Source organism: Streptomyces sp. NPDC048659, assembly GCF_040650575.1.
GTDB lineage: Bacteria > Actinomycetota > Actinomycetes > Streptomycetales > Streptomycetaceae > Streptomyces.
Map to the genome: position 1 here is coordinate 286,275 of NZ_JBEZHM010000002.1, position 23,205 is coordinate 309,479.

The following is a 23,205-nucleotide window of genomic DNA, read 5'->3' on the forward strand; positions in this document are numbered from 1 at the left end:
CCTAATCCGCTTGGGATCGGGCGGGTCCGGCGGTGACAATGCCTTCCATGGGACATGTCGAGGCCGCACATCTGGAGTACTACCTTCCGGACGGGAGGGTCCTGCTCGGGGACGTCTCCTTCCGGGTCGGAGAGGGCGCCGTCGTCGCCCTGGTCGGGGCCAACGGCGCCGGGAAGACGACCCTGCTCCGGATGATCGCCGGCGAGCTCCAGCCGCACGGCGGCACCGTCACCGTCAGCGGCGGGCTCGGCGTGATGCCGCAGTTCGTGGGCTCCGTGCGGGACGGGTCGAGCGTGCGCGACCTGCTGGTCTCGGTGGCGCCCGCGCGCATCAAGGCCGCCGCGAAGGCGGTCGACGAGGCCGAGCACAAGATCATGACGGTCGACGACGAGGCCGCGCAGATGGCGTACGCGCAGGCCCTCAGCGACTGGGCCGAGGTCCAGGGGTACGAGTTCGAGACCCTCTGGGACATCTGCACCATGGCCGCGATGGGCGTGCCGTACGACAAGGCGCAGTTCCGCGAGGTGCGCACGCTCAGCGGCGGCGAGCAGAAGCGGCTGGTCCTGGAGTACCTGCTGCGCGGCCACGACGAGGTGCTGCTGCTCGACGAGCCGGACAACTACCTGGACGTCCCCGGCAAGCGCTGGCTGGAGGAGCGGCTGCGGGAGACCCGTAAGACCGTGCTCTTCATCTCCCACGACCGGGAGCTGCTGTCCCGGAGCGCGCAGAAGATCGTCGCGGTCGAGCCCGGCCCGGCCGGCTCGGACGTGTGGGTGCACGGCGGCGGCTTCGCCACCTTCCACGAGGCCCGGCGGGAGCGCTTCGCGCGCTTCGAGGAGCTGAAGCGCCGCTGGGACGAGGAGCACGCGCGGCTGAAGGCGCTCGTCTTCAAGCTGCGACAGCAGGCGGCGATCAGTCCCGACATGGCCTCGCGGTACCGGGCGATGCAGACCCGGTTCAAGAAGTTCGAGGAGGCGGGCCCGCCGCCGGAGCCGCCGCGCGAGCAGGACATCCGGATGCGGCTGCGCGGCGGGCGCACCGGGGTGCGGGCCTTCACGGCCGAGAACCTGGAGCTGACCGGCCTGATGAAGCCGTTCTCCCTGGAGATCTTCTACGGGGAGCGGGTCGCCGTCCTGGGCTCGAACGGCTCCGGCAAGTCGCACTTCCTGCGGCTGCTGGCCGGCGACCCCTCGGTGGCCCACACGGGCAGCTGGAAGCTGGGCGCGCGGGTGGTTCCCGGCCACTTCGCGCAGACCCACGCGCACCCGGAGCTCTTCGGGCGCCCGCTCGTCGACATCCTGTGGACCGACCACGCGAAGGACCGCGGGGCGGCGATGTCGATGCTGCGCCGCTACGAGCTGGAGCGGCAGGGCGACCAGCCCTTCGACAAGCTCTCCGGCGGCCAGCAGGCCCGTTTCCAGATCCTGCTCCTGGAGCTGGCCGGCACCACGGCGCTGCTCCTGGACGAGCCGACGGACAACCTGGACCTGGAGTCGGCGGAGGCGCTCCAGGACGGTCTGGAGTCGTACGACGGGACGGTCCTGGCGGTCACGCACGACCGCTGGTTCGCCCGCTCCTTCGACCGCTTCCTGGTCTTCGGTTCGGACGGGGTCGTCCGGGAGACCGCCGAGCCGGTGTGGGACGAGCGGCGGGTGGAGCGGGCCCGGTAGGGCCCCTCGGACGGCTTCCCGGGCCGCCGCCGGTCCCGCCCCCCGGTCCCGCTCACGGGACCAGCACCAGCCGGCCGCGCAGGCCGCCCTCCGCGAGGCGGCGGTGCGCCTCGGCCGCCCCGGCGAGGGGGAGCGTTCCGGCCAGTCGCGGGACGAGGACGCCGTCGTCGGCCAGGGCCGCGAGGCGTGCAAGCCCGGCCGCGTCGGCCCGCACCCAGACGGGGGCGACCCGGATGCCCCGCAGCGGGTACGGGGCGCCGCCCGCGACCAGGGCCGCGAAGGCGCCGCCGGTGCGGACGGCGTCCAGGGCGGCGGCCCCGAGGACGGCGCCGTCCAGGGCCCCGGCCACGCCGCCGGGGACCAGGGCGCGGACCGCCTCGCCGAGCCGCGGGGCGGTCGCGGGGACGAAGAGCCCGGCGCCCCGCTCGCGTACCGCCGCCTCGTCGGCCGGGCGGGCCGTCGCCACCACCCGCAGCCCGCGCGCGGCGGCCAGCGCCAGGGCGTACCCCCCGACCGCGCCCGCCGCGCCCGTGACCAGCACCGTCTCGCCGGGCGGCAGGGCGAGGGCGTCCAGCGCCTGGAGCGCGGTGAGCCCGGCCAGCGGCAGGGTCGCGGCGGCCTCGGGGGCGAGCCGGGCGGGGGCCGGGGCGACCGCGTGGGCGTCCAGGACCACGTACTCCGCCTGGGTGCCCAGCGGCACGTCCAGGCGGTCGTTCAGGCCGATGACCCGGTCGCCGGGGGTGAGTCCGGTCACACCGGGGCCGGTCTCCTCGACGACGCCGGCGACGTCCCAGCCGAGGCCGGTGCGGCCCCGCCCGGCCATCAGGCCCGCCGCGGCGAGGGCGCCGGAGCGGGTGGCGAGGTCGACGGGGTGGACGGTGGCGCCCGCGACCCGGATCCGGACCCGCCCGGGGCCCGTCGGGGGCGTCGGGACCTCGGCGATCCGCAGGACCTCGGGGCCGCCGAAGGAGTCGATGACGAGTGCGCGCACGGCGGGGCCTTCCCGGAGGGCTCCCGGGGCGCGGGAGCGGTGAACGGTGACCCTCCGAACCTAGGGAGAGCTACTCTCCGTCGGGAAGTACGTACCTCCGAGTGCGTACCGCACCGGAAGGAGCGCCCCATGGGCACCCGTACCGCCGCCGAGCGCCGGGCCGAGGAGCGCCGCGCCTACGACGCCTACCTGGCCGCGTGCCCGGCCCGGCAGCTGCTGGACCGGATCGCCGACAAGTGGGTCACGCTGCTCCTGAACGCCCTGGCGGACGGTCCCCGCCGCTACGCGGAGCTGGGCCGCAAGGTCGCCGGGGTGAGCGAGAAGATGCTCACGCAGACCCTGCGCGGGCTGGAGCGGGACGGGCTGGTGACGCGGACGGTGACCCCCGCCGTGCCGGTGCGGGTGGAGTACGCCCTGACCCCGCTCGGGGTGAGCCTGCTGCCCGTGGTGCGGGCCGTGAAAGACTGGGCGGACGGGCACATCGAGGAGGTCGCGGCGGCCCGCGAGGTCTATGACCGGGGCGCCGACGCGTTTTGACCCGCCTGGGGGAGCGCGGGTAGGCTTCTGGTTTGTTATGCGTATTGGCTCCGCCGTTCTCACGCGACGGACCGCTGCGCAGGTTCCCTGGAGCAGTTACCAGTGGCTCGCATACGGGCGATGGTCCCGGCAGTGCAGGCCCCAGCTGCATGATCGCTTCAGGTGTGTCTTGTGACTCCATCCACTGAAGAAGCGAAGGCTACGAAGTGCGTACGTACAGCCCCAAGCCCGGCGATGTCACTCGCCAGTGGCACATCATCGACGCGCAGGACATCGTCCTGGGCCGTCTGGCGACCACGGCCGCGAACCTCCTGCGAGGCAAGCACAAGCCGGTCTACGCCCCCCACATGGACATGGGCGACTTCGTCATCATCATCAACGCCGACAAGGTCCACCTGTCCGGCAACAAGAAGACCCAGAAGCTGGCGTACCGCCACTCCGGCTACCCGGGTGGTCTGCGCTCCGTCCGTTACGACGAGCTGCTGGCCAAGAACCCCGAGAAGGCCGTCGAGAAGGCCATCAAGGGCATGATCCCGAAGAACACCCTCGGCCGTCAGATGATCTCGAAGCTGAAGGTCTACGCGGGCGAGAACCACCCCCACGCTGCCCAGCAGCCGGTTCCGTTCGAGATCACCCAGGTCGCGCAGTAGTTCCGGCCACACCCCCTAAGAACGAAAGAAATCTGAGGAGCATCGTGGCCGAGACCACCCCCGAGACCCCCGTCGACGAGTTCGAGGGCGTCGAGGAGTACACCACCGAGACCGAGATCGTCGAGGGTGACTACACCTCCGAGTCCCTCGCGTCCCGCTTCGGCGACCCGCAGCCGGCCGCCGGCCTGGGCCGTCGCAAGAACGCCATCGCCCGCGTCCGGATCGTCCCGGGCACCGGCAAGTGGAAGATCAACGGGCGTACGCTCGAGGACTACTTCCCGAACAAGGTCCACCAGCAGGAAGTCAACGAGCCCTTCAAGGTGCTCGAGCTCGACAACCGCTACGACGTCATCGCCCGCATCGCGGGTGGCGGTGTCTCCGGCCAGGCCGGCGCCCTGCGCCTCGGCGTGGCCCGTGCGCTGAACGAGGCGGACGTCGAGAACAACCGCCCGGCGCTCAAGAAGGCCGGCTTCCTCTCCCGCGACGACCGTGCGGTCGAGCGCAAGAAGGCCGGTCTCAAGAAGGCCCGTAAGGCTCCGCAGTACAGCAAGCGTTAATCGCCTGCTCGGTCTGCTTGTACGTACGCCCCGGCGGCACTGTCCGTGCCGCCGGGGCGTACGGCTTTTTCACACCTTGGTTTCATAATCTTGGGCAGGACCCCGGACACCCTGGGCATGGCACGTACATTCGGAGGACAGCTGTGGGACGACTCTTCGGCACGGACGGGGTCCGCGGTGTGGCCAACGCCGATCTGACGGCTGAGCTGGCGCTCGGCCTCTCGGTGGCGGCGGCGCACGTGCTCGCCGAGGCGGGCAGCTTCGAGGGCCACCGGGCGACGGCCGTGGTCGGCCGCGACCCGCGGGCCTCGGGGGAGTTCCTGGAGGCGGCCGTCGTCGCGGGCCTCGCCAGCGCCGGGGTGGACGTGCTGCGGGTCGGCGTGCTGCCGACGCCCGCCGTCGCCTACCTCACCGGCGCGCTCGGCGCCGACCTCGGCGTGATGCTCTCGGCCTCGCACAACGCCATGCCCGACAACGGCATCAAGTTCTTCGCGCGCGGCGGGCACAAGCTGGCCGACGAGCTGGAGGACCGGATCGAGTCCGTGTACGAGGAGCACCGCACCGGCGCCCCCTGGGACCGGCCGACCGGCGCGGGTGTGGGCCGGGTACGCGACTACGACGAGGGCTTCGACAAGTACGTCGCCCACCTCATCGGCGTCCTGCCCAACCGGCTCGACGGGCTGAAGATCGTCCTCGACGAGGCGCACGGCGCCGCCGCGCGCGTCTCGCCCGAGGCGTTCTCCCGGGCCGGGGCCACCGTCGTCACCATCGGCGCCGAGCCGGACGGCCTCAACATCAACGACGGCTGCGGCTCCACCCACCTCGGGCTGCTGAAGGCCGCCGTCGTCGAGCACGGCGCCGACCTGGGCATCGCGCACGACGGCGACGCCGACCGCTGCCTGGCCGTGGACGGCGCGGGCGAGGAGGTCGACGGCGACCAGATCCTCGCCGTGCTGGCCCTCGCCATGCGCGAGGCGGGCACGCTGCGCGGCGACACCGTCGTCGGCACCGTCATGTCGAACCTGGGCTTCAAGCTGGCCATGGAGCGCGAGGGCCTCGACCTCGTCCAGACCGCGGTCGGCGACCGCTACGTCCTGGAGTCCATGAAGGAGCACGGCTACGCGCTCGGCGGCGAGCAGTCCGGGCACGTCATCGTCCTCGACCACGCCACCACCGGCGACGGCACCCTCACCGGCCTGATGCTGGCCGCCCGGGTCACCGCCACCGGCAAGTCCCTCGCCGAGCTCGCCGCCGTCATGGAGCGCCTGCCGCAGGTCCTGGTCAACGTCCCGGACGTCGACAAGGGCCGGGTCAACACCTCCGCCGAGCTGGCCAACGCCGTCGCCGACGCCGAGCGCGAGCTGGGCTCCACCGGCCGCGTCCTGCTGCGCCCCTCGGGCACCGAGCCGCTGGTCCGGGTCATGGTCGAGGCCGCCGACATCGAGCAGGCCCGCGCGGTGGCCGGCCGCCTCGCCGACGTCGTGAAGTCGGCCCTCGGCCAGACGGGCTGACGGGCTGACGGTCCCTCCGACGCGCCCCGGCCCCCTTCCCCGTACGCGGGAAGGGGGCCGGGGCCGTCTCAGCGGGCGGTGCCGCCGCCGTTCGCGGCCCGGCCCTTGCGGGTCCAGCGGCCCCGCTGGGTGCGCCACAGCAGGATCTGGCCGAGCAGGGTCACCGTGCCCGCCAGGACGATGCCGGTGAGGTTGAGCGCGAGCTGCTCGATCGAGCCCCACATCTGGCCGTACTGCCCGTAGCTGAGCGCCACCGCCGCGTTCGCCGCCGCCGGGACGGTCGTCACCGAGATCGCCACGCCGATCAGCGCGCCCGACTTCGTCGAGGTCAGCGACAGCGTGCCCGCCGCGCCCGCGAGCAGGGCGACCACGAAGGAGAACGGGTCCGGCTGCCAGATGAAGCCGGTGTTCACCCGCGGCGCGTCCAGCTTGGCCAGGCTGAACAGGCCCAGCGCGTCCATCGCCAGGCTGAACACCGTCGTCGCCACGATCGCCGCCGCGAAGCCGACGACCAGGGCGTACGAGGAGCGCAGCACCAGCTTCGGGGAGCGCCGCACGATCCCCGTGCAGATGCCCGCCAGCGGCCCGAACTCCGGGCCGACGGCCATCGCGCCCACGATCAGGATCGCGTTGTCCAGGACCACGCCACAGGCCGCGATCATGGTCGCCAGGATCATGAACGCGCTGTACGTGATGGTGAGCGTCGACTCCTCGTGGGTGGCGTCGCTCAGCTGCTCCCAGACGACCGCGTCGGCGCCCTCCCCGGGGGCCTCCTCCTCGGCCGCCTCGGCCCGCTTCGACAGCGAGAGGCCGACGTCGTCGACGGCGATCGAGCCGTCCTGGTCGATCCTCAGGTCCCGTAGCCCGTTGATGAGTTCGTCGCCGGCCTCGCGGGCCACGTCGCACATCACCACGTCCCCGGCGGGCTCGCGGGCGGCGCCGGGCAGGACCACCACGTGGGTGGTGCCCACGGTGCGGTCGATGAGGGCGACGGCCGCCTCCGTCCGGTCGGGCGGGACGATCATCCGTAGGTGCAGCATCCTCAGAGCTTACGGAGGCTCAGGGCCGCCTCCGGGCCTCAGAGCTTACGGAGGCTCAGCTTCTGCACCTTGTGGTCGGGGCCCTTGCGCACGACGAGCGTCGCCCGGCCGCGGGTGGGGGCCACGTTCTCCAGCAGGTTCACCTTGTTGATGGTCCGCCACATCGTGCGGGCGTAGTCCAGCGCCTCCTCCTCGGAGACCGTCGTCCAGCGCCGGAAGTACGAGGAGGGGTCCTGGAAGGCGGTGTCGCGCAGCTTGCGGAAGCGGTTCAGGTACCAGCGCTCGATGTCCTCGGGGCGCGCGTCCACGTACACCGAGAAGTCGAAGTAGTCCGCGAGCCCGACCCGGGTGCGCCCGTCCTTGCCGGGCAGGGCGGGCTGGAGGACGTTCAGCCCCTCGACGATGAGGATGTCGGGGCGGCGCACCACCAGCCGCTCGCCGGGCACCCGGTCGTAGATCAGGTGCGAGTAGACGGGCGCGGTGACCTCCTCCTTGCCCGCCTTGATGTCCGCGACGAACCGGGTCAGCGCCCGCCGGTCGTACGACTCGGGGAAGCCCTTGCGGGACATCAGGCCGCGCGCCCGCAGGTCGTCCATCGGGTAGAGGAAGCCGTCGGTGGTGACCAGCTCCACCCGCGGGTGCTCGGGCCAACGGGCGAGGAGGGCCTGGAGGAGGCGGGCGACGGTCGACTTGCCGACCGCGACCGAGCCGGCCACCCCTATGACGAAGGGGGTGCCGCGCTGTTCGGCCTTCTCGCCGAGGAAGGTGTTGAGGGCCCCGCGCAGCCCGCTGGTGGCCTGCACGTACAGGTTGAGCAGGCGCGACAGCGGCAGGTAGACGTCCCGGACCTCGTCGAGGTCGATGACGTCGCCGAGGCCGCGCAGCCGCTCGACCTCCTCGGCGGTCAGCGGCAGCGGGGTCTTGTCCCGCAGCGCGCTCCACTCGGCCCGAGTGAGATCGACGTACGGCGTCGGCTCGGCCGCCCGCCTGGCTCCGTTGCCGGCGGGACCGTTCGGGCTTCGTGGCGGCGAAGTGATCACCCCGCCATTGTCGTGGCTCCGGGGCGATCGTGTGCCGTGGGGTGGGTCACGCGGTAATCCGCTTGTGGCCCGGCGGCCCCTGCCATGATCATTCGGTCATGCGCATGTCTGTACGTACCGCCGTCTCCGCCGTCTCCGCCGCCTCCCTGGCCCTGCTGCTCACCGCCTGCGGGAGCGACACCCCCGACGCCAAGCCGAAGGGCGACAACGACGCCGCCGCGTCCGCCTCCGCCGCCGCCAAGCCCGACGTGAAGGCGCTGACCGCGGCCGAGCTGGAGAAGCTGGTCCTCGGGCAGCCCGACGCCCCCGGCTACCTGGTGAAGAAGGCGGGCGCGGCCGACATCGTCAACGCCGGTGACGTCGGCGCCGACAAGGCGGCCTGCGAGCCGCTCGCCGAGGCCATGTCCGGCGTCTCCACCGGCACCCCCGGGGCGAGCGCGATGCGCAAGGCCGTCCAGGCGAAGAAGGGCACGGCCGGCTCCCCCGACGACGTCCTGAACGCGCTCGCCGCGCCCGTCACGGCCGTCACCCTCGGCTCGTACGGCGGCCAGGGCGCCCAGCAGGCCATCGGCTCGCTGAAGGCCGCCTCCACCGCCTGCGGCGAGGGCTTCACCGTCAGCTCCAGCGGCGAGAAGACCAAGGTCACGAAGGTCACCCCGCTGCCGCTGACCGCGGGCGAGGAGGCCGTGGCCTTCACCGTCGTCAGCGACATGGAGGGCACCCCCTTCACGAGCACCCTGGCCGTCTTCCGCAAGGGCAACAACCTCGCCACCTTCTCGACCATCAGCGTCAGCGGCAAGGTCAAGGGCCTCCCGCAGGACCTCGTCGACGCGCAGGCGGCGAAGCTGCGCTGACTCCGGCCCTCCGGGGCCGCCGGGCCGTAGGCTGCGCGCTATGTGCGGAATCGTTGGCTACGTAGGCGGACAGTCGGCACTCGACGTCGTGATCGCCGGCCTCAAGCGGCTCGAATACCGGGGCTACGACTCGGCCGGCGTCGCGGTGCTCTCCGACGGGGGGCTCGCCGCGGCGAAGAAGGCCGGCAAGCTGGTCAATCTGGAGAAGGAGCTGGTGGAGCGCCCGCTGTCGAGCGGCTCCACCGGCATCGGACACACCCGCTGGGCCACCCACGGCGGCCCCACCGACGCGAACGCGCACCCGCACCTCGACAACGCGGGGCGCGTCGCCGTCGTCCACAACGGGATCATCGAGAACTTCGCCGTGCTCCGCGCGGAGCTGGCCGAGCGCGGCCACCGGCTCGGCTCCGACACGGACACCGAGGTGGTGGCCCACCTGCTGGCCGAGGAGTTCTCCTCGGTCGGCGACCTCGCCGAGGCCATGCGGCTGGTCTGCCGGCGGCTCGACGGGGCCTTCACCCTGGTCGCCGTGCACGCCGACCAGCCGGACGTGGTGGTCGGCGCCCGGCGCAACTCCCCGCTCGTCGTCGGGGTCGGCGAGGGCGAGAACTTCCTCGCCTCCGACGTCTCCGCCTTCATCGCCCACACCCGCTCGGCCATCGAGCTCGGCCAGGACCAGGTCGTGGAGCTCACCCGCGAGGGGGTCACCGTCACCGACTTCGACGGCGCCCCCGCCGACGTGCGCGCGTTCCACATCGACTGGGACGCCTCGGCCGCCGAGAAGGGCGGCTACGCCTCCTTCATGCTCAAGGAGATCGCGGAGCAGCCCAAGGCCGTCGCCGACACCCTGCTCGGCCGGATCGACGCGGAGGGGCGGCTGCGGCTGGACGAGGTGCGGATCCCCGACGCGGTGCTCCGCGAGGCCGACAAGATCGTCATCATCGCCTGCGGGACCGCCTTCCACGCCGGGCTCATCGCCAAGTACGCCATCGAGCACTGGACCCGCATCCCCTGCGAGGTCGAGCTGGCCAGCGAGTTCCGCTACCGGGACCCGATCCTCGGGCAGCGGACCCTGGTCGTCGCCATCTCCCAGTCCGGCGAGACCATGGACACCCTCATGGCGCTGCGGCACGCCCGCGAGCAGGGCGCCAAGGTGCTCGCCGTCTGCAACACCAACGGCTCGACGATCCCGCGCGAGTCGGACGCCGTGCTCTACACGCACGCCGGGCCCGAGGTCGCCGTCGCCTCCACCAAGGCGTTCCTGACCCAGCTCGTCGCCTGCTACCTGCTCGCGCTCTACCTGGGCCAGGTGCGCGGCACGCAGTGGGGCGACGAGATCGACGCCGTGGTGCGCGAGCTGTCCCGGATCGCCGACGAGGTGGAGCGGGTCCTGGAGACCATGGAGCCGGTGCGGGAGCTGGCGCGCTCGCTGGCCGGCGCGGACACGGTGCTGTTCCTCGGCCGGCACGTCGGCTATCCGGTGGCCCTCGAAGGCGCGCTGAAGCTCAAGGAGCTCGCCTACATGCACGCGGAGGGCTTCGCCGCCGGGGAGCTCAAGCACGGCCCGATCGCGCTCGTCGAGGACGGGCTGCCGGTGGTCGTCGTCGTGCCCTCGCCGCGCGGCCGGTCCGTGCTGCACGACAAGATCGTCTCCAACATCCAGGAGATCCGGGCCCGGGGCGCCCGGACGATCGTGATCGCCGAGGAGGGCGACGAGGCCGTCGTCCCCTACGCCGACCACCTCATCCGGATCCCCGCGACCCCTACGCTTCTCCAGCCGCTGGTCTCCACGGTGCCGCTCCAGGTCTTCGCCTGCGAACTGGCGACGGCGCGGGGCAACGAGGTCGACCAGCCGCGCAACCTGGCCAAATCCGTGACGGTGGAGTGAGTGGACAGATGATCATCGGGGTGGGGATCGACGTGGCGGAGATCGACCGCTTCGCCGCGTCGCTCGAACGGACGCCGGGGCTGCTCTCCCGGCTCTTCGTCGAGCGCGAGCTGCTGCTGCCCAGCGGCGAGCGGCGGGGCAGCGCCTCGCTGGCGGTGCGGTTCGCCGCGAAGGAGGCCCTGGCGAAGGCGCTGGGCGCCCCGGCGGGGCTGCACTGGACGGACGCCGAGGTGTACGTCGAGGACACCGGGCAGCCGAGGCTGCGGGTGCGCGGCACGGTGGCGGCGCGGGCGGCCGAGCTGGGGGTGCGGCACTGGCACGTGTCGCTGAGCCACGACGCCGGAGTGGCGTCGGCGGTGGTGATCGCGGAGGGGTAGGCGGCCTCGCCCTCGCCCTCGCCCTCGCCCTCGTACGCGCTCGGGCCGAGGGTGGCGGGCGGGGCGCCGAGCGGACAGGCTGGGTGCCATGCGTACCGCTTACCGCGTGGAGACCGTACGGGCCGCCGAGGCCGAACTGATGGCCCGGCTGCCGGAGGGCACGCTCATGCGGCGGGCCGCGGCCGGACTCGCCGCCGCCTGCCGAGGGCTGCTGCCGCGGGTGTACGGGGCCCGGGTCGTGCTCCTCGTCGGCAGCGGCGACAACGGGGGCGACGCCCTGTACGCCGGGGCGCTGCTGGCCCGGCGCGGCGCTGGTGTGACGGCCGTGCCGCTCGCCGCGCGCGCCCACGAGGGCGGCCTCGCGGCGCTGCGCGCGGCGGGCGGGCGGGTGGTCGGCCCGCACGAGGACCCGTACGAGGCGCTGGCCGCCGCCGACCTCGTGCTCGACGGGATCACCGGCATCGGCGGGCGCGGCGGGCTGCGGCCCGACGCGGTGCCCGTCGCGCGGGCGGCGCGCGGCTCCGACGCGGTCGTGGTCGCCGTGGACCTGCCGAGCGGCGTCGACGCGGACACCGGCGAGGTGCCGGGGGAGGCGCTGCGGGCCGACGCGACCGTCGCCTTCGGCGCGTACAAGCCGGGGCTGCTGATCGACCCGGCCCGGGAGTACGCGGGCGCGCTGCGGCTCGTCGACATCGGGCTCGACGCCACCCTCCCCTCGGTCCCGGACCTGGAGGCGCTCCAGCATGAGGACCTGGCGCGGCTGCTGCCGGTGCCGGGGGCGGAGAGCGACAAGTACCGGCGCGGGGTCGTCGGCGTCGTCGCCGGCTCCGCCCGCTACCCCGGCGCCGCCGTGCTGGCCGTCGAGGGCGCGCTGCGCGGCGGCGCGGGCGCGGTCCGCTACGTCGGCCCGGCGGGCCCCGCCGTCATCGCCGCCCGCCCCGAGACCCTGGTCCACGCGGGCCCGCCGTCGAGGGCGGGGCGCGTCCAGGCGTGGGTGGTGGGGCCGGGGATCGGGGAGGGGGCGGGGGACGGGCCGGATGCGTACGCGGCCGAGGGACCGGCCGGGGCCGGGGCGCCCGGCTCGGGCGCGTACCCGGACGGCTCCGGCGGCGCGGGTGGCACGGCGCCCGGCTCGGCCCCGTATCCCGTCGCGCCCGGCCGCCCGGCGGCGGTCTCCCCGCACCCCCTCGTCGCCGAGGTGCTCGCCGCCGACGTGCCCGTGCTCGTCGACGCGGACGGGCTGCGCGGGCTGTGTCCCGACGCCGTGCGGGCGCGGGGTGCGGCGACGGTGCTCACGCCGCACGCGGGGGAGGCGGCGGCGCTGCTCGGGGTCGAGCGGGGGGTGGTCGAGGCGGGGCGGCTGGCGGCCGTGCGGGCGCTGGCCGAGCGGTTCGGGGCGACCGTGCTGCTGAAGGGCTCGACGACGCTGGTGTGCGGGCCGGGCGGGACCGGTCCGGTGCGGGTGAACCCGACCGGCACCTCCTGGCTCGCCACGGCGGGCAGCGGGGACGTGCTGTCCGGCCTCGCGGGCTCGCTGCTCGCCGCCGGGCTCGCGCCCGTGGACGCCGCCTCCGCCGCCGCCTACCTGCACGGGCTCGCGGCCCGCCGCGCCGCCCGGGGCGCCCCGGTGGCCGCCGGGGACGTGGCGGCGGCGCTGCCGGGCGCCTGGCGGGACGTCACCGGCGGCTGAGCGCCCGCCACTCGGCGGAACGCGTTGCTCCGCAGGGGGCGCAGCGCAGGCGCCCCGGCCCCGGGCGGCATGGGATGGGCGGGTGATCAGATGGAGAGGACGCCGCCGCGGCGTCACCGCGCTGTTGCCCGCCCTGGCCCTGGCCCTGCCGCTGGCCCTGACCCCGGCCCTGCTCCCCTCGCCCGCCCGCGCCGACGCGCCCGAGCCCGAGGCCGCGGAGGTGCTGCTGCCCGGCGGGGTCGCCGCCGGGCGGGGCGAGTACCCGATGGACACCCCCGACCAGGTGCTGCCGCCGCGGCAGGCGGAGGGCGGCGAGCCCGTGCCCGTACCCGTACCGGCGAAGGAGGTGGACGAGCTCGTCGAGTTCCTGCCCCGGGACGCCGCCAAGGCGGCCTGCACCGCGAGGACCGGCCCCCATCAGCGCCGGGTGGAGCGGCTGCTGAAGCTGAAGGCGGACGGGAAGCAGTCCGCGGCGGACTGCAAGGCCATCCGCGCCTTCCAGCAGCGGGAGAAGATCAAGCCCGCCAACGGCTACGCCGGACCCGTCACCTGGGGCCGCGCCGAACTGCTCGCCGCCCGCAAGAACCCCAACGCTGCCGGGAAGTGCCCCGCCCGCTCCTACCCCGTCGCCTGCGTCGACCTCGACCGGGAGCTGATGTGGGTGCAGAAGGGGAAGAAGCTCACCTACGCCGTGGTCAACGTGCGCAGCGGGCGGGCCGGGTACCGGACCAGGACCGGCTGGCACAAGGTCTACTGGCGGCACAAGGACCACTGGTCGACGATCTACGACACGCCCATGCCGTTCTCCCAGTTCTTCAGCGGCGGCCAGGCGTTCCACGCCGTCTACGGGCAGATCGCGACCCCCGTCGGCAGCCGTGGCTGCGTGAATCTGAGCTACCGCAACGCCGAGCGGCTGTGGGGCGTGCTGCGCAAGGGGGACCGGGTCTACGTGTGGGGCAAGCGGCCGGAAGGGTGAGGCGGCCCGGCGACCTGAGAGACTGGGCGGCGATGACTGAGACACCACTGCCCCGCCGTGCCCGTGCCGAGATCGACCTGGGAGCGCTGCGCGCGAACGTCCGCGCGCTGCGCGCCCGGGTCGAACCGCACGTCCAGATCATGGCCGTGGTCAAGGCCGACGCGTACGGGCACGGGGCCCTGCCCTGCGCCCGCGCCGCCGTCGAGGCGGGTGCGACCTGGGTCGGCACGGCGACACCCGAGGAGGCGCTGGCGCTGCGGGCGGCCGGGCTGCGGGACGTGCGGATCATGTGCTGGCTGTGGACGCCGGGCGACCCGTGGGCGGAGGGCATCGAGGCCGGGCTCGACATGTCGGTGAGCGGCCTGTGGGCGCTGGCCGAGGTCGCCGAGGCGGCCCGGGAGACCGGGCGGAGGGCCAGGATCCAGCTCAAGGCCGACACCGGGCTCGGGCGCAACGGCTGCCAGCCCGCCGACTGGCCGGAGCTCGTCACCGAGGCGCTGAAGGCCGAGGCGCAGGGGCTGGTGAAGGTGACCGGGCTCTGGTCGCACTTCGCCTGCGCGGACGAGCCGGGGCACCCCTCGATCGCCGCTCAGCTCGACCTCTTCCGGACCATGCTGGAGTACGCGGAGAAGGCCGGGGTCCAGCCGGAGGTGCGGCACATCGCCAACTCGCCGGCCACCCTGACCCTGCCCGAGACCCACTTCGACCTGGTGCGGCCCGGCATCGCCATGTACGGCGTCTCCCCGGCGCCCGAGATCGGCACCTCCGCCGAGCTGGGGCTGCGGCCGGTGATGACCCTCAAGGCGAGCGTCGCCCTGGTCAAGGACGTGCCCGGCGGGCACGGGGTGTCGTACGGGCACCACTACACGACCCCGGGCGACACCACGCTCGGCCTGGTCCCGATCGGCTACGCGGACGGCATCCCCCGGCACGCCTCCGGGCGCGGCCCGGTGCTCGTCGACGGCACGGTGCGGACGGTGGCCGGGCGGGTGGCCATGGACCAGTTCGTGGTGGACCTCGGCGGCGACCGGCCCGCGCCGGGCACCGAGGCGGTGCTGTTCGGGCCCGGCGACGGGGGCGAGCCGACGGCGCAGGACTGGGCCGACGCGGCCGGCACCATCGCGTACGAGATCGTCACCCGGATCGGCGCGCGGGTCCCGCGCGTCCACCTGGGCGCGTAACGGGGGGCGGGGCGGCCGTGGGCGAGGAGACCTGGCGGCGGGCCGGCTGGGCCGGTGCCGCGATAGGCGTGCTCGCGGCCGGGGCCGCCGCCGGGGTCGCGGTCGAGCGGCTGACCGTCGGGCGCTCGGTGCGCGAGAAGGCGCGGCTCGCGCTGGACGCCGAGGGCCCGTTCGGGGCGCTGCGCGGGGCCCCGGGCTGGGCGGTCGCCGAGGACTCCACGCGGCTGTACTACGAGGTGGACGAGGTCGAGGGGGACGCGCCCGCCCCGCGCAGGCGGCGCCTGTTCGGGCGGAAGGCGCCCGCGCCGGTGACCGTCGTCTTCAGCCACGGCTACTGCCTCGGCCAGGACTCCTGGCACTTCCAGCGGGCCGCGCTGCGGGGCCTGGTCCGCGCGGTCTACTGGGACCAGCGCAGCCACGGGCGGTCCGGCCGGGGCGTCGAGCAGGCGGGGCCGGACGGGGCGCCCGTCTCCATCGGGCGCCTGGGCGACGACCTGAAGGCCGTCATCGACACGGCCGCCCCCGAGGGCCCGCTGGTGCTGGTGGGGCACTCGATGGGCGGGATGACGATGATGGCGCTGGCCGGCCGGCACCCGGAGCTGGTGCGCGAGCGGGTGGTCGGCGCCGCCTTCGTGGGGACCTCGGCCGGGCGGCTCGACGAGATCAGCTACGGGCTGCCGATGGCCGGGGTCAACGCGGTGCGCCGGGTGCTGCCCGGGGTGCTGCGGGCGCTCGGCTCGCGGGCGGAGCTGGTGGAGCGGGGGCGGCGGGCGACCGCCGACCTGTTCGCGGGCCTGATCAAGAAGTACTCGTTCTCCTCGAAGGACGTGGACCCGTCGGTGGTCCGGTTCGCGGAGCGGATGATCGAGTCGACCCCGATCGACGTGGTCGCCGAGTTCTATCCGGCGTTCGTCGAGCACGACGAGACGGCGTCGCTGGCCGCCTTCCGGGAGCTGCCGGTGCTGGCGCTCGCCGGGGACCGGGACCTGGTCACGCCGAGCTCGCACACCGAGGCCCTCGCCGACCTGCTGCCGGACGCCGAGCTGGTCATCGTGCCGGACGCCGGGCACCTGGTGATGCTGGAGCACCCGGAGGCGGTCACCGACCGGCTCGCCGACCTCCTCGGACGGGTGGGCGCGGTCCCCTTGGGCGAGGGACCGGCCGGCGGCTAGGTAGGTTGGCGGGCATGGACACTCCGCACAACCAGGCCACCCTCGTCATCGACTCGCCCGAGCGGATGACGGAGCTCGGCCGCAGGCTCGCGAAGCTGCTGCGCCCCGGCGACCTCGTGATGCTCACCGGCGAGCTCGGCGCCGGGAAGACCACGCTCACCCGGGGGCTCGGCGAGGGCCTCGGTGTCCGCGGCGCCGTGACCTCGCCGACCTTCGTCATCGCCCGCGTCCACCCCTCGCTGGTCGGCGGCCCGGCGCTGGTCCACGTCGACGCGTACCGCCTGGGCGGCGGGCTCGATGAGATGGAGGACCTGGACCTGGACGTCTCGCTGCCGGACTCGGTGGTGGTCGTCGAGTGGGGTGACGGCAAGGTCGAGGAGCTGACGGACGACCGGCTGCACGTGCTGATCCACCGGGTGGTCGGCGGCCCGGCGGAGGGGGCGGACGGCACGGAGGACCCGGAGGGCACGGACGACCGGCGGACCGTGGTGCTGCACGGGATCGGCGGCCGGTGGGCGGACGAGGACCTGCTGCTGGGCTGAACGTACGTAGGTTCCGACAACGTGTCGGGAAAATGTTGCGTGAGTGCTCCACCCCGTGGTGACATGGGATCACGAGCTGGTTAGGTGCACCTAACCTACGGGAGGCATTCATGGCGACGCCGGAGCACGCCGTTCGGAGGGACCGCACCGCGGACCGCGTCTCGATGAGAGACCTGCTGGCCTCCTGCGCCGCGGCCAGCGCCGTCTCGACCCCGCCGCGCGAGCCCGTGCCGGCGGCGGACGAGCCGGAGCCGCCGGTTCACGAGGTCCACGAGGTCCACGAGGAAGCCGCCTGAGCGTCGCCCGGCCGGGCGAACGGCGGCTGGACGACGACTAGGCGACGACTAGGCGACGACGACGACCTTCGCGCCGATCACCGCGAAGGTCCACAGCGCGTCGCCGTCCGCGCGCTTCATGCGGACGCCGCCGGTCTTCCGCGAGGGGTCCGGCGTCGGTGTCGAGTTGTCCACGGCCGCGCTGAAGCCCACCGACACGTCCTGCACGGTCGCGAACCGCACCACGTGCTCGATCTGCACCCCGTCCGAGCCGCGCACCGCGCCCGAGCGCGAGGTCACCGCGTACGCCCCGGGCGGCGGCGAGATGGTGCTGGGCATCACCGAGAAGGTGTGGGTGACCTGGTTCTTCGCGTCCACCAGCCACACCCGGCGGTTGGCCAGCGCGTACACCACCCGCTCGCCGGTGCCGGAGGCCGCGGGCAGCGCCAGCGGGTCCTTCGCCGACGGCTTCGGCTTGCCGGTGGCCGGAGCCGAGGGGGCCGAGCTCGGCGCCTGCGGCTTCACGGCCAGCTCGGCGGCCGAGGGAGCCACGGCCGAAGCCTGGTAGGCGAGGAAGCCGATCACCGCGACGGCCGCCGCGGTGAGCCCGGCCACGATTCCCGAGCTGCTCCTTGCCACCGTGCGCCCACCTTCCCTCGTACCACTGTCGTATCTGCGTATCGGTCCTACGTATACGGTCGCCTGACCGTAGCAGCCGCCGCCCCGTCCGGGCGGGGCGGCGGCTGCCGGACACGCCCCGCGCTCCGGCGCCGTAGGCTGTTCGCGTGCTCTTGCTCGCCATGGATACCGCCACACCCGCCGTCACCGTCGCCCTGCACGACGGCGACTCCGTCGTCGCCGCGTCGAGCCAGGTCGACGCCCGCAGGCACGGGGAGCTGCTGCTGCCCGCCGTCGACCGGGTCCTGAAGGAGGCCGGCCTCGCGCTCGACGCGGTGACCGGGCTCGTGGTCGGCGTCGGCCCCGGCCCGTACACCGGTCTGCGCGTCGGCCTCGCGACCGCCGCCGCCTTCTCCTCCGCGCTCGGCGTCCCCGTGCACGGCCTGTGCACCCTCGACGGCCTCGCCTACGCCTCCGGGATCGAGGGCCCCTTCGCCGTGGCGACCGACGCCCGCCGCAAGGAGGTCTACTGGGCGCGCTACGCCGACGCCCGCACCCGCGAGACCGACGCGGCCGTCGACCGCCCCGCCGACATCGCCGAGCGGCTCGCCGGACTGCCCGTGGTCGGCGCCGGGGCGCGGCTGTACCCGGAGGCGTTCCCGGACGCCCGCGACCCCGAGCACCAGTCCGCCGCCGCGCTCGCCGCCCTCGCGGCCGAGCGGCTCGCCGCGGGCGGGGAGGGCTTCCTGGAGCCGCTCCCGATGTACCTGCGCCGCCCCGACGCGCAGGTGCCGAAGAACTACAAGGTGGTCACGCCGAAGTGAGCGGCGCGGCCCTGCGCGAGATGCGCTGGTGGGACATCGGCCCCGTGCTCGCCCTGGAGGCCGAGCTCTTCCCCGAGGACGCCTGGTCCGAGGGGATGTTCTGGTCCGAGCTCGCCCACTCCCGCGGCCCCCGCGCGACCCGCCGTTACGTGGTCGCGGAGGAGCCCGGCGGCCCGGCGGACACCAGCGGCGCGGGCCGGATCGTCGGCTACGCGGGACTCGCCGCGGCCGGCGGGCTCGGCGACGTGCAGACCATCGCCGTCGCCCGCGACCAGCAGGGCACCGGCCTCGGCGGGCGCCTCCTGACCGACCTGCTCCAGCACGCCACCGCCTTCGAGTGCGACGAGGTCCTGCTCGAAGTGCGCGTGGACAACACCCGGGCCCAGAAGCTCTACGAGCGCTTCGGCTTCGAGCCCATCGGTTTCCGGCGCGGCTACTACCAGCCCGGAAACGTGGACGCGCTCGTGATGCGACTGACCGTTCAAGGAACTGAGACTGATTCTGATGGCTGCTGACGAACCGCTCGTACTCGGCATCGAGACCTCCTGCGACGAGACCGGCGTCGGCATCGTCCACGGGACCACCCTCCTCGCGGACGCCGTCGCCTCCAGCGTCGACACCCACGCCCGCTTCGGCGGCGTGGTGCCCGAGATCGCCTCCCGCGCCCACCTGGAGGCGATGGTCCCGACGATCGAGCGCGCCCTGAAGACCGCCGGGGTCTCCCCGAAGGACCTCGACGGCATCGCCGTCACCGCGGGCCCCGGCCTCGCGGGCGCGCTGCTCGTCGGCGTCTCGGCCGCCAAGGCGTACGCGTACGCCCTCGGCAAGCCGCTCTACGGCGTCAACCACCTCGCCTCGCACATCTGCGTCGACCAGCTGGAGCACGGCCGGCTGCCCGAGCCGACGATGGCCCTGCTGGTCTCCGGCGGCCACTCCTCGCTGCTGCTGTCCTCGGACATCACCTCCGACGTGCGCCCGCTCGGCGCGACCATCGACGACGCGGCGGGCGAGGCGTTCGACAAGATCGCGCGCGTGCTCGACCTCGGCTTCCCCGGCGGCCCGGTCATCGACCGGCTGGCCCGCGAGGGCGACCCGAAGTCGATCGCGTTCCCGCGCGGCCTGTCCGGCGCCAAGGACCCCGCGTACGACTTCTCCTTCTCCGGCCTGAAGACCGCCGTGGCCCGCTGGATCGAGGCCAAGCGGAACGCGGGCGAGGAGGTCCCCGTCCGGGACGTCGCCGCGTCCTTCCAGGAGGCGGTCGTCGACGTGCTCACCCGCAAGGCCGTCCGGGCCTGCAAGGACGAGGGCGTCGACCACCTGATGATCGGCGGCGGCGTGGCCGCCAACTCGCGGCTGCGGGCGCTGGCCCAGGAGCGCTGCGAGCGGGCCGGGATCCGGCTGCGGGTGCCCCGGCCGGGCCTGTGCACCGACAACGGCGCGATGGTCGCGGCCCTCGGCGCCGAGATGGTCGCCCGCAACCGGCCCGCCTCCGACCTGGAGCTGTCCGCCGACTCCTCGCTGCCGGTGACGGACCCGCACGTGCCGGGCGCCCACGCGCACGACCACGGGCATGTGCACGACCACGGGCATGTGCACGACCACGACCACGTGCACGAGGTCAGCAAGGAGAACCTCTACCCGTGACCACGGTGACCCTGATGTGGGAGGCCCGCGCCGCCGAAGGACGCGGCGCCGAGCTGCTGGCCTGGGCGCGCGCCCAGCAGCTGCCGGGCGCGCCGCTGCGCCGCGAGACCTTCCGGGCGCCGGGGGAGCGGGTCCTCGTGCTGACCTGGTGGGCGACGGACGGCGGGCCGGACGCCGAGCTGCCCGAGCTGCCGGAGCCGGACGCGGCGCTGGTGGGCCGCCCGGTGCACCGCTGGCGCTTCGAGTCGGTGGAATCGCTCACGTAGGGCAACCCTTCGAACGGATCGCGCATCCCACAGCGTGTGAAGAAGACGATCGCGCTGTGGGCGGCGCTCACCGCCGTGGCCCTGTTCGCCGCGACCGGCTGCACGACGGAGAACGGCCCGGCGGGCGCCGCCTCCGCCGGCACCGGCGCCGCGAGCCCCTCGGCCGCCGCGTCCACCGGCTCCCCGCGCACCCCCGACGCGGCCTCCGCGCGCGCCGCCGCGTACCGCAAGTGGGGCCTCAAGCCCCTCGCGGAGCCGCCCGCCCCGCCCGCGAGGAAGCCGGTCAGCCGGGCGCCCGGCGGGCCGGTGCCCGTGGTCAGCGACATCCCGACCAAAGAGAAGATCGTCTTCCTCACCATCGACGACGGCGCCGAGAAGGACCCCGAGTTCGTCGCGATGACGCGGGAGCTGGGGATCCCGCTGACGATGTTCCTCACCGACGCGGCCATCCGCACCGACTACCGCTACTTCCAGCCGCTCGTCGCCCAGGGCCACGGCGTCGCCAACCACACCCTCAGCCACCCGAACATGCGGACCCTGTCCGCCGCCGCCCAGCGCCGGGAGATCTGCGGGCAGCAGGAGAAGCTCACCGCCGAGTACGGCACGAAGCCGCGCCTCTTCCGCCCGCCCTACGGCAACTGGAACGAGTCCACGCGCGCGGCGGCGGCCGAGTGCGGCATCGACGCGATCGTCCTGTGGCGCGAGTCCATGCAGATCACCAACATGCAGTACCAGCGCGGCGACAAGAAGCTGCACCCCGGCGACATCATCCTGGCCCACTTCCGGGGCCCGTCCGAGCTCAAGGGCCGGACGATGACCGAGATGACGGCCAACCTGCTGCGCCACATCCAGGAGCAGGGCTTCACGATCGCGCGCCTGGAGGACTACCTCTAGAGCGTCCGCGGCGGAAACATCTCCGGCGGAACATCTCCGGAAAGTTTTTCCGGGGTGGTGTCGATGCGGGCCGTCCCCGATCGACGTATGAGTGTGAAGGCGGGGAACGGCCCCGCCACCGCACCGAGGAGTCACCATGCCGCGCTACCTCTCCCTCGTCCGCATCGAGGAGAACACCATCGACATGGCGTCCGCCGACCCCGGCTTCGAGGAGCGCATGGGCGCCCTGTTCGAGGAGATCACCAAGGCCGGCGTCATGCTCGACACGGCCGGGCTCAAGCCCACCTCCGACAGCACCCGGATCTCCTGGCGCGACGGCGAGCTCGCCTACACCGACGGCCCCTTCACGGAGACCAAGGAGGTCGTCGGCGGCTACGCCATGATGCAGTGCAAGGACATGGCCGAGGCCGTCGAGTGGGGCCGGCGCTTCCTGGAGGTCCACCCGAAGCACTGGACCGTGGGCCTGGAGATCCGCGAGGTCGAGGAGATGCCGGGGTCCTGAACCCCGCCGCCGGGCCGCGCTCGGCGCTTGGCAGCGCTTGGCGGCGCTTGGCGGCGCTTGTCAGTGGGCTGTGCTGTCATGTGAGACGTGACGGCACAGTCGGTCGAACAGACCCTGGACACGGTGTTCCGGATGGAGTCCGCCCGGATCATCGCCACCGTGGCGCGGATCGTCCGGGACGTCGGCATCGCCGAGGAGATCGCCCAGGACGCCCTCGTCGCCGCCCTCGAACAGTGGCCGCGCGAGGGCGTCCCGGCCCGGCCGGGCGCCTGGCTCACGGCCACCGCCAAGCACCGCGCCGTCGACCTCGTGCGGCGCCGCGAGACGTACGCCCGCAAGCTCGCCGAGGCCGGCCGCGAGCTGACCGAGTCGGCGTACGACCCGGAGCCCTCGGGCCCCGGGGACATCGACGACGACGTGCTCCGGCTCGTCTTCACCACCTGCCACCCGGTGCTCTCCGCCGAGGCCCGCACCGCGCTCACCCTGCGCCTGCTCGGCGGGCTGCGCACGGACGAGATCGCCCGCGCCTTCCTGGTACCGGAGGCGACGGTCGCCGCGCGGATCACCCGCGCCAAGCGGACCCTCGCCCGCTCCGGGGTCGCCTTCGAGGTGCCCTACGGGGCGGACCGGGCGGCCCGGCTCGGCTCGGTCCTGGAGGTCATCTACCTGATCTTCAACGAGGGGTACGCGGCGACCGCCGGCGACGACCTGCTCCGCCCCGCCCTGTGCGAGGACGCCCTGCGGCTGGCCCGCGTCCTCGCCGCGCTGATGCCCCGGGAGGGCGAGGCGCACGGGCTGGCCGCCCTGCTGGAGATCCAGGCGTCCCGGACGGCGGCCAGGACCGGCCCGGACGGGCAGCCGGTGCTCCTCGCCGACCAGGACCGGCGGCGCTGGGACCGGCTGCTGATCCGGCGGGGGTACGCGGCCCTGGAACGGGCCGTCGAGGCGGGCGGCGCCACCGGCCCGTACGCCCTCCAGGCCGCGATCGCCGCCTGCCACGCGCGGGCCGCGCGGTACGAGGAGACGGACTGGGCGACGATCGCCGCGCTCTACCGGCGGCTCGCCGCCGTCGCCCCCTCCCCGGTCGTCGAGCTGAACCGGGCGGTCGCCGTGTCGATGGCCGAGGGCCCCGAGGCGGGCCTCGCGCTCGTCGACGCCCTCGCCGCCGCCCCGGCCCTGGACCGCTACCACCTCCTGCCCAGCGTCCGGGGCGAGCTGCTGGCGCGGCTCGGCCGGGACGCGGAGGCGCGGGCCGAGTTCGCGCGCGCCGCCGAGCTCACGCGCAACGAGCGGGAGCGGGCGCTGCTGCTCCGGCGGGCGGCGGGGTGAGCGGGCGGGGCGTGCGGGGGCGCGGGGTGAGGGGCTGGGGCGCGCGGGGGCGCGGGCGGCGCCGGGCCGCCGGCGGGATGCGGGAGGCGTGCGGGGTGCGGGGCCGTAGGGCCGCGGGGTGAGCCGTCGGGGCGCGCGGGGCCCGGAGGGCGCGGGCGCGCGGTGGGCGCGGGCTGA

General features: G+C 74.3%; 25 protein-coding genes. 21 read left to right on the forward strand and 4 right to left on the reverse strand.

Going from position 1 to position 23,205, the window contains the following annotated elements:
- Positions 1 to 38: 38 nt before the first annotated feature.
- The gene (locus AB0C99_RS03050; RefSeq protein WP_362468573.1) at positions 39 to 1,670 is read left to right on the forward strand and encodes an ATP-binding cassette domain-containing protein; all 1,632 of its coding nucleotides are present in this window, start codon (positions 39 to 41) and stop codon (positions 1,668 to 1,670) included.
- Positions 1,671 to 1,722: 52 nt separating this feature from the next.
- On the opposite strand, the gene AB0C99_RS03055 is transcribed toward AB0C99_RS03050, so the two are convergent.
- Positions 1,723 to 2,661: a zinc-binding dehydrogenase gene (locus AB0C99_RS03055; RefSeq protein ID WP_362468575.1), complete on the reverse strand. Its 939-nt coding sequence runs from the start codon at positions 2,659 to 2,661 to the stop codon at positions 1,723 to 1,725.
- 129 nt (positions 2,662 to 2,790) lie between these two features.
- Here AB0C99_RS03055 and AB0C99_RS03060 point away from each other — a divergent pair, with 129 nt between their 5' ends.
- The 4 genes from AB0C99_RS03060 (at position 2,791) to glmM (ending at position 5,916) form a co-directional block, all read left to right on the forward strand.
- Positions 2,791 to 3,198, forward strand: a complete 408-nt coding sequence (locus AB0C99_RS03060; protein ID WP_362468577.1) for a helix-turn-helix domain-containing protein — start codon at positions 2,791 to 2,793, stop codon at positions 3,196 to 3,198.
- Between the two features lie 206 nt (positions 3,199 to 3,404).
- Positions 3,405 to 3,848: a 50S ribosomal protein L13 gene (gene rplM, locus AB0C99_RS03065; protein WP_362468579.1), complete on the forward strand. Its 444-nt coding sequence runs from the start codon at positions 3,405 to 3,407 to the stop codon at positions 3,846 to 3,848.
- Positions 3,849 to 3,892: 44 nt separating this feature from the next.
- Entirely contained in the window at positions 3,893 to 4,405 is a 513-nt protein-coding gene (gene rpsI / locus AB0C99_RS03070; RefSeq protein ID WP_030750225.1) for a 30S ribosomal protein S9, read from the forward strand.
- A gap of 143 nt (positions 4,406 to 4,548) precedes the next feature.
- Positions 4,549 to 5,916, forward strand: coding sequence for a phosphoglucosamine mutase (gene glmM / locus AB0C99_RS03075; protein ID WP_362468581.1), 1,368 nt, complete (start codon positions 4,549 to 4,551; stop codon positions 5,914 to 5,916).
- A gap of 68 nt (positions 5,917 to 5,984) precedes the next feature.
- Here glmM and AB0C99_RS03080 read toward each other — a convergent pair whose 3' ends face one another.
- Positions 5,985 to 6,956, reverse strand: coding sequence for a DUF389 domain-containing protein (locus AB0C99_RS03080; protein ID WP_362468583.1), 972 nt, complete (start codon positions 6,954 to 6,956; stop codon positions 5,985 to 5,987).
- Positions 6,957 to 6,994: 38 nt separating this feature from the next.
- A complete protein-coding gene (coaA, locus tag AB0C99_RS03085) occupies positions 6,995 to 7,996 on the reverse strand; it encodes a type I pantothenate kinase (protein WP_362468585.1) in 1,002 nt (333 codons plus the stop codon).
- A 104-nt stretch (positions 7,997 to 8,100) separates the two neighbouring features.
- Between coaA and AB0C99_RS03090 the strand changes: the two genes are divergently transcribed.
- From AB0C99_RS03090 to AB0C99_RS03130, 9 genes are all read left to right on the forward strand, one after another.
- Positions 8,101 to 8,850, forward strand: coding sequence for a hypothetical protein (locus tag AB0C99_RS03090; RefSeq protein WP_362468587.1), 750 nt, complete (start codon positions 8,101 to 8,103; stop codon positions 8,848 to 8,850).
- A gap of 40 nt (positions 8,851 to 8,890) precedes the next feature.
- Positions 8,891 to 10,738 (forward strand): glutamine--fructose-6-phosphate transaminase (isomerizing), encoded by a 1,848-nt coding sequence (gene glmS / locus AB0C99_RS03095; RefSeq protein ID WP_362468588.1) that lies wholly within the window; start codon positions 8,891 to 8,893, stop codon positions 10,736 to 10,738.
- An 8-nt stretch (positions 10,739 to 10,746) separates the two neighbouring features.
- Positions 10,747 to 11,115: a holo-ACP synthase gene (locus AB0C99_RS03100; protein WP_362468590.1), complete on the forward strand. Its 369-nt coding sequence runs from the start codon at positions 10,747 to 10,749 to the stop codon at positions 11,113 to 11,115.
- 88 nt (positions 11,116 to 11,203) lie between these two features.
- A complete protein-coding gene (locus AB0C99_RS03105) occupies positions 11,204 to 12,805 on the forward strand; it encodes an NAD(P)H-hydrate epimerase (protein WP_362468591.1) in 1,602 nt (533 codons plus the stop codon).
- Between the two features lie 82 nt (positions 12,806 to 12,887).
- A complete protein-coding gene (locus AB0C99_RS03110; RefSeq protein ID WP_362468593.1) occupies positions 12,888 to 13,781 on the forward strand; it encodes a L,D-transpeptidase family protein in 894 nt (297 codons plus the stop codon).
- Between the two features lie 32 nt (positions 13,782 to 13,813).
- Entirely contained in the window at positions 13,814 to 14,962 is a 1,149-nt protein-coding gene (alr, locus tag AB0C99_RS03115; protein WP_362468595.1) for an alanine racemase, read from the forward strand.
- A gap of 17 nt (positions 14,963 to 14,979) precedes the next feature.
- Positions 14,980 to 16,134, forward strand: a complete 1,155-nt coding sequence (locus tag AB0C99_RS03120) for an alpha/beta hydrolase (RefSeq protein ID WP_362468597.1) — start codon at positions 14,980 to 14,982, stop codon at positions 16,132 to 16,134.
- 14 nt (positions 16,135 to 16,148) lie between these two features.
- Positions 16,149 to 16,676 carry a tRNA (adenosine(37)-N6)-threonylcarbamoyltransferase complex ATPase subunit type 1 TsaE gene (gene tsaE, locus AB0C99_RS03125; protein ID WP_362468599.1) on the forward strand — a complete coding sequence of 176 codons (528 nt, stop codon included), beginning with the start codon at positions 16,149 to 16,151 and terminating at the stop codon, positions 16,674 to 16,676.
- A 110-nt stretch (positions 16,677 to 16,786) separates the two neighbouring features.
- Positions 16,787 to 16,972, forward strand: coding sequence for a hypothetical protein (locus tag AB0C99_RS03130; protein ID WP_362468601.1), 186 nt, complete (start codon positions 16,787 to 16,789; stop codon positions 16,970 to 16,972).
- Positions 16,973 to 17,020: 48 nt separating this feature from the next.
- Here AB0C99_RS03130 and AB0C99_RS03135 read toward each other — a convergent pair whose 3' ends face one another.
- Positions 17,021 to 17,590 (reverse strand): hypothetical protein, encoded by a 570-nt coding sequence (locus AB0C99_RS03135; RefSeq protein ID WP_362468603.1) that lies wholly within the window; start codon positions 17,588 to 17,590, stop codon positions 17,021 to 17,023.
- A 146-nt stretch (positions 17,591 to 17,736) separates the two neighbouring features.
- Between AB0C99_RS03135 and tsaB the strand changes: the two genes are divergently transcribed.
- The 7 genes from tsaB to AB0C99_RS03170 all read left to right on the forward strand — a co-directional run bounded on the left by tsaB (position 17,737) and on the right by AB0C99_RS03170 (position 23,028).
- A complete protein-coding gene (gene tsaB, locus AB0C99_RS03140) occupies positions 17,737 to 18,393 on the forward strand; it encodes a tRNA (adenosine(37)-N6)-threonylcarbamoyltransferase complex dimerization subunit type 1 TsaB (protein WP_362468605.1) in 657 nt (218 codons plus the stop codon).
- Between the two features lie 20 nt (positions 18,394 to 18,413).
- Positions 18,414 to 18,908: a ribosomal protein S18-alanine N-acetyltransferase gene (rimI, locus tag AB0C99_RS03145; RefSeq protein WP_362468654.1), complete on the forward strand. Its 495-nt coding sequence runs from the start codon at positions 18,414 to 18,416 to the stop codon at positions 18,906 to 18,908.
- Entirely contained in the window at positions 18,898 to 20,037 is a 1,140-nt protein-coding gene (gene tsaD / locus AB0C99_RS03150; protein WP_362468606.1) for a tRNA (adenosine(37)-N6)-threonylcarbamoyltransferase complex transferase subunit TsaD, read from the forward strand. Before rimI ends, tsaD begins: the two co-directional genes overlap by 11 nt.
- A 14-nt stretch (positions 20,038 to 20,051) precedes the next feature.
- A complete protein-coding gene (locus tag AB0C99_RS03155) occupies positions 20,052 to 20,303 on the forward strand; it encodes a hypothetical protein (protein WP_362468656.1) in 252 nt (83 codons plus the stop codon).
- Positions 20,304 to 20,339: 36 nt separating this feature from the next.
- Positions 20,340 to 21,197, forward strand: a complete 858-nt coding sequence (locus tag AB0C99_RS03160) for a polysaccharide deacetylase family protein (protein ID WP_362468607.1) — start codon at positions 20,340 to 20,342, stop codon at positions 21,195 to 21,197.
- 136 nt (positions 21,198 to 21,333) lie between these two features.
- Positions 21,334 to 21,699, forward strand: coding sequence for a YciI family protein (locus AB0C99_RS03165; protein ID WP_362468609.1), 366 nt, complete (start codon positions 21,334 to 21,336; stop codon positions 21,697 to 21,699).
- Between the two features lie 132 nt (positions 21,700 to 21,831).
- A complete protein-coding gene (locus AB0C99_RS03170) occupies positions 21,832 to 23,028 on the forward strand; it encodes a DUF6596 domain-containing protein (RefSeq protein WP_362468658.1) in 1,197 nt (398 codons plus the stop codon).
- Positions 23,029 to 23,205 lie beyond the last annotated feature (177 nt).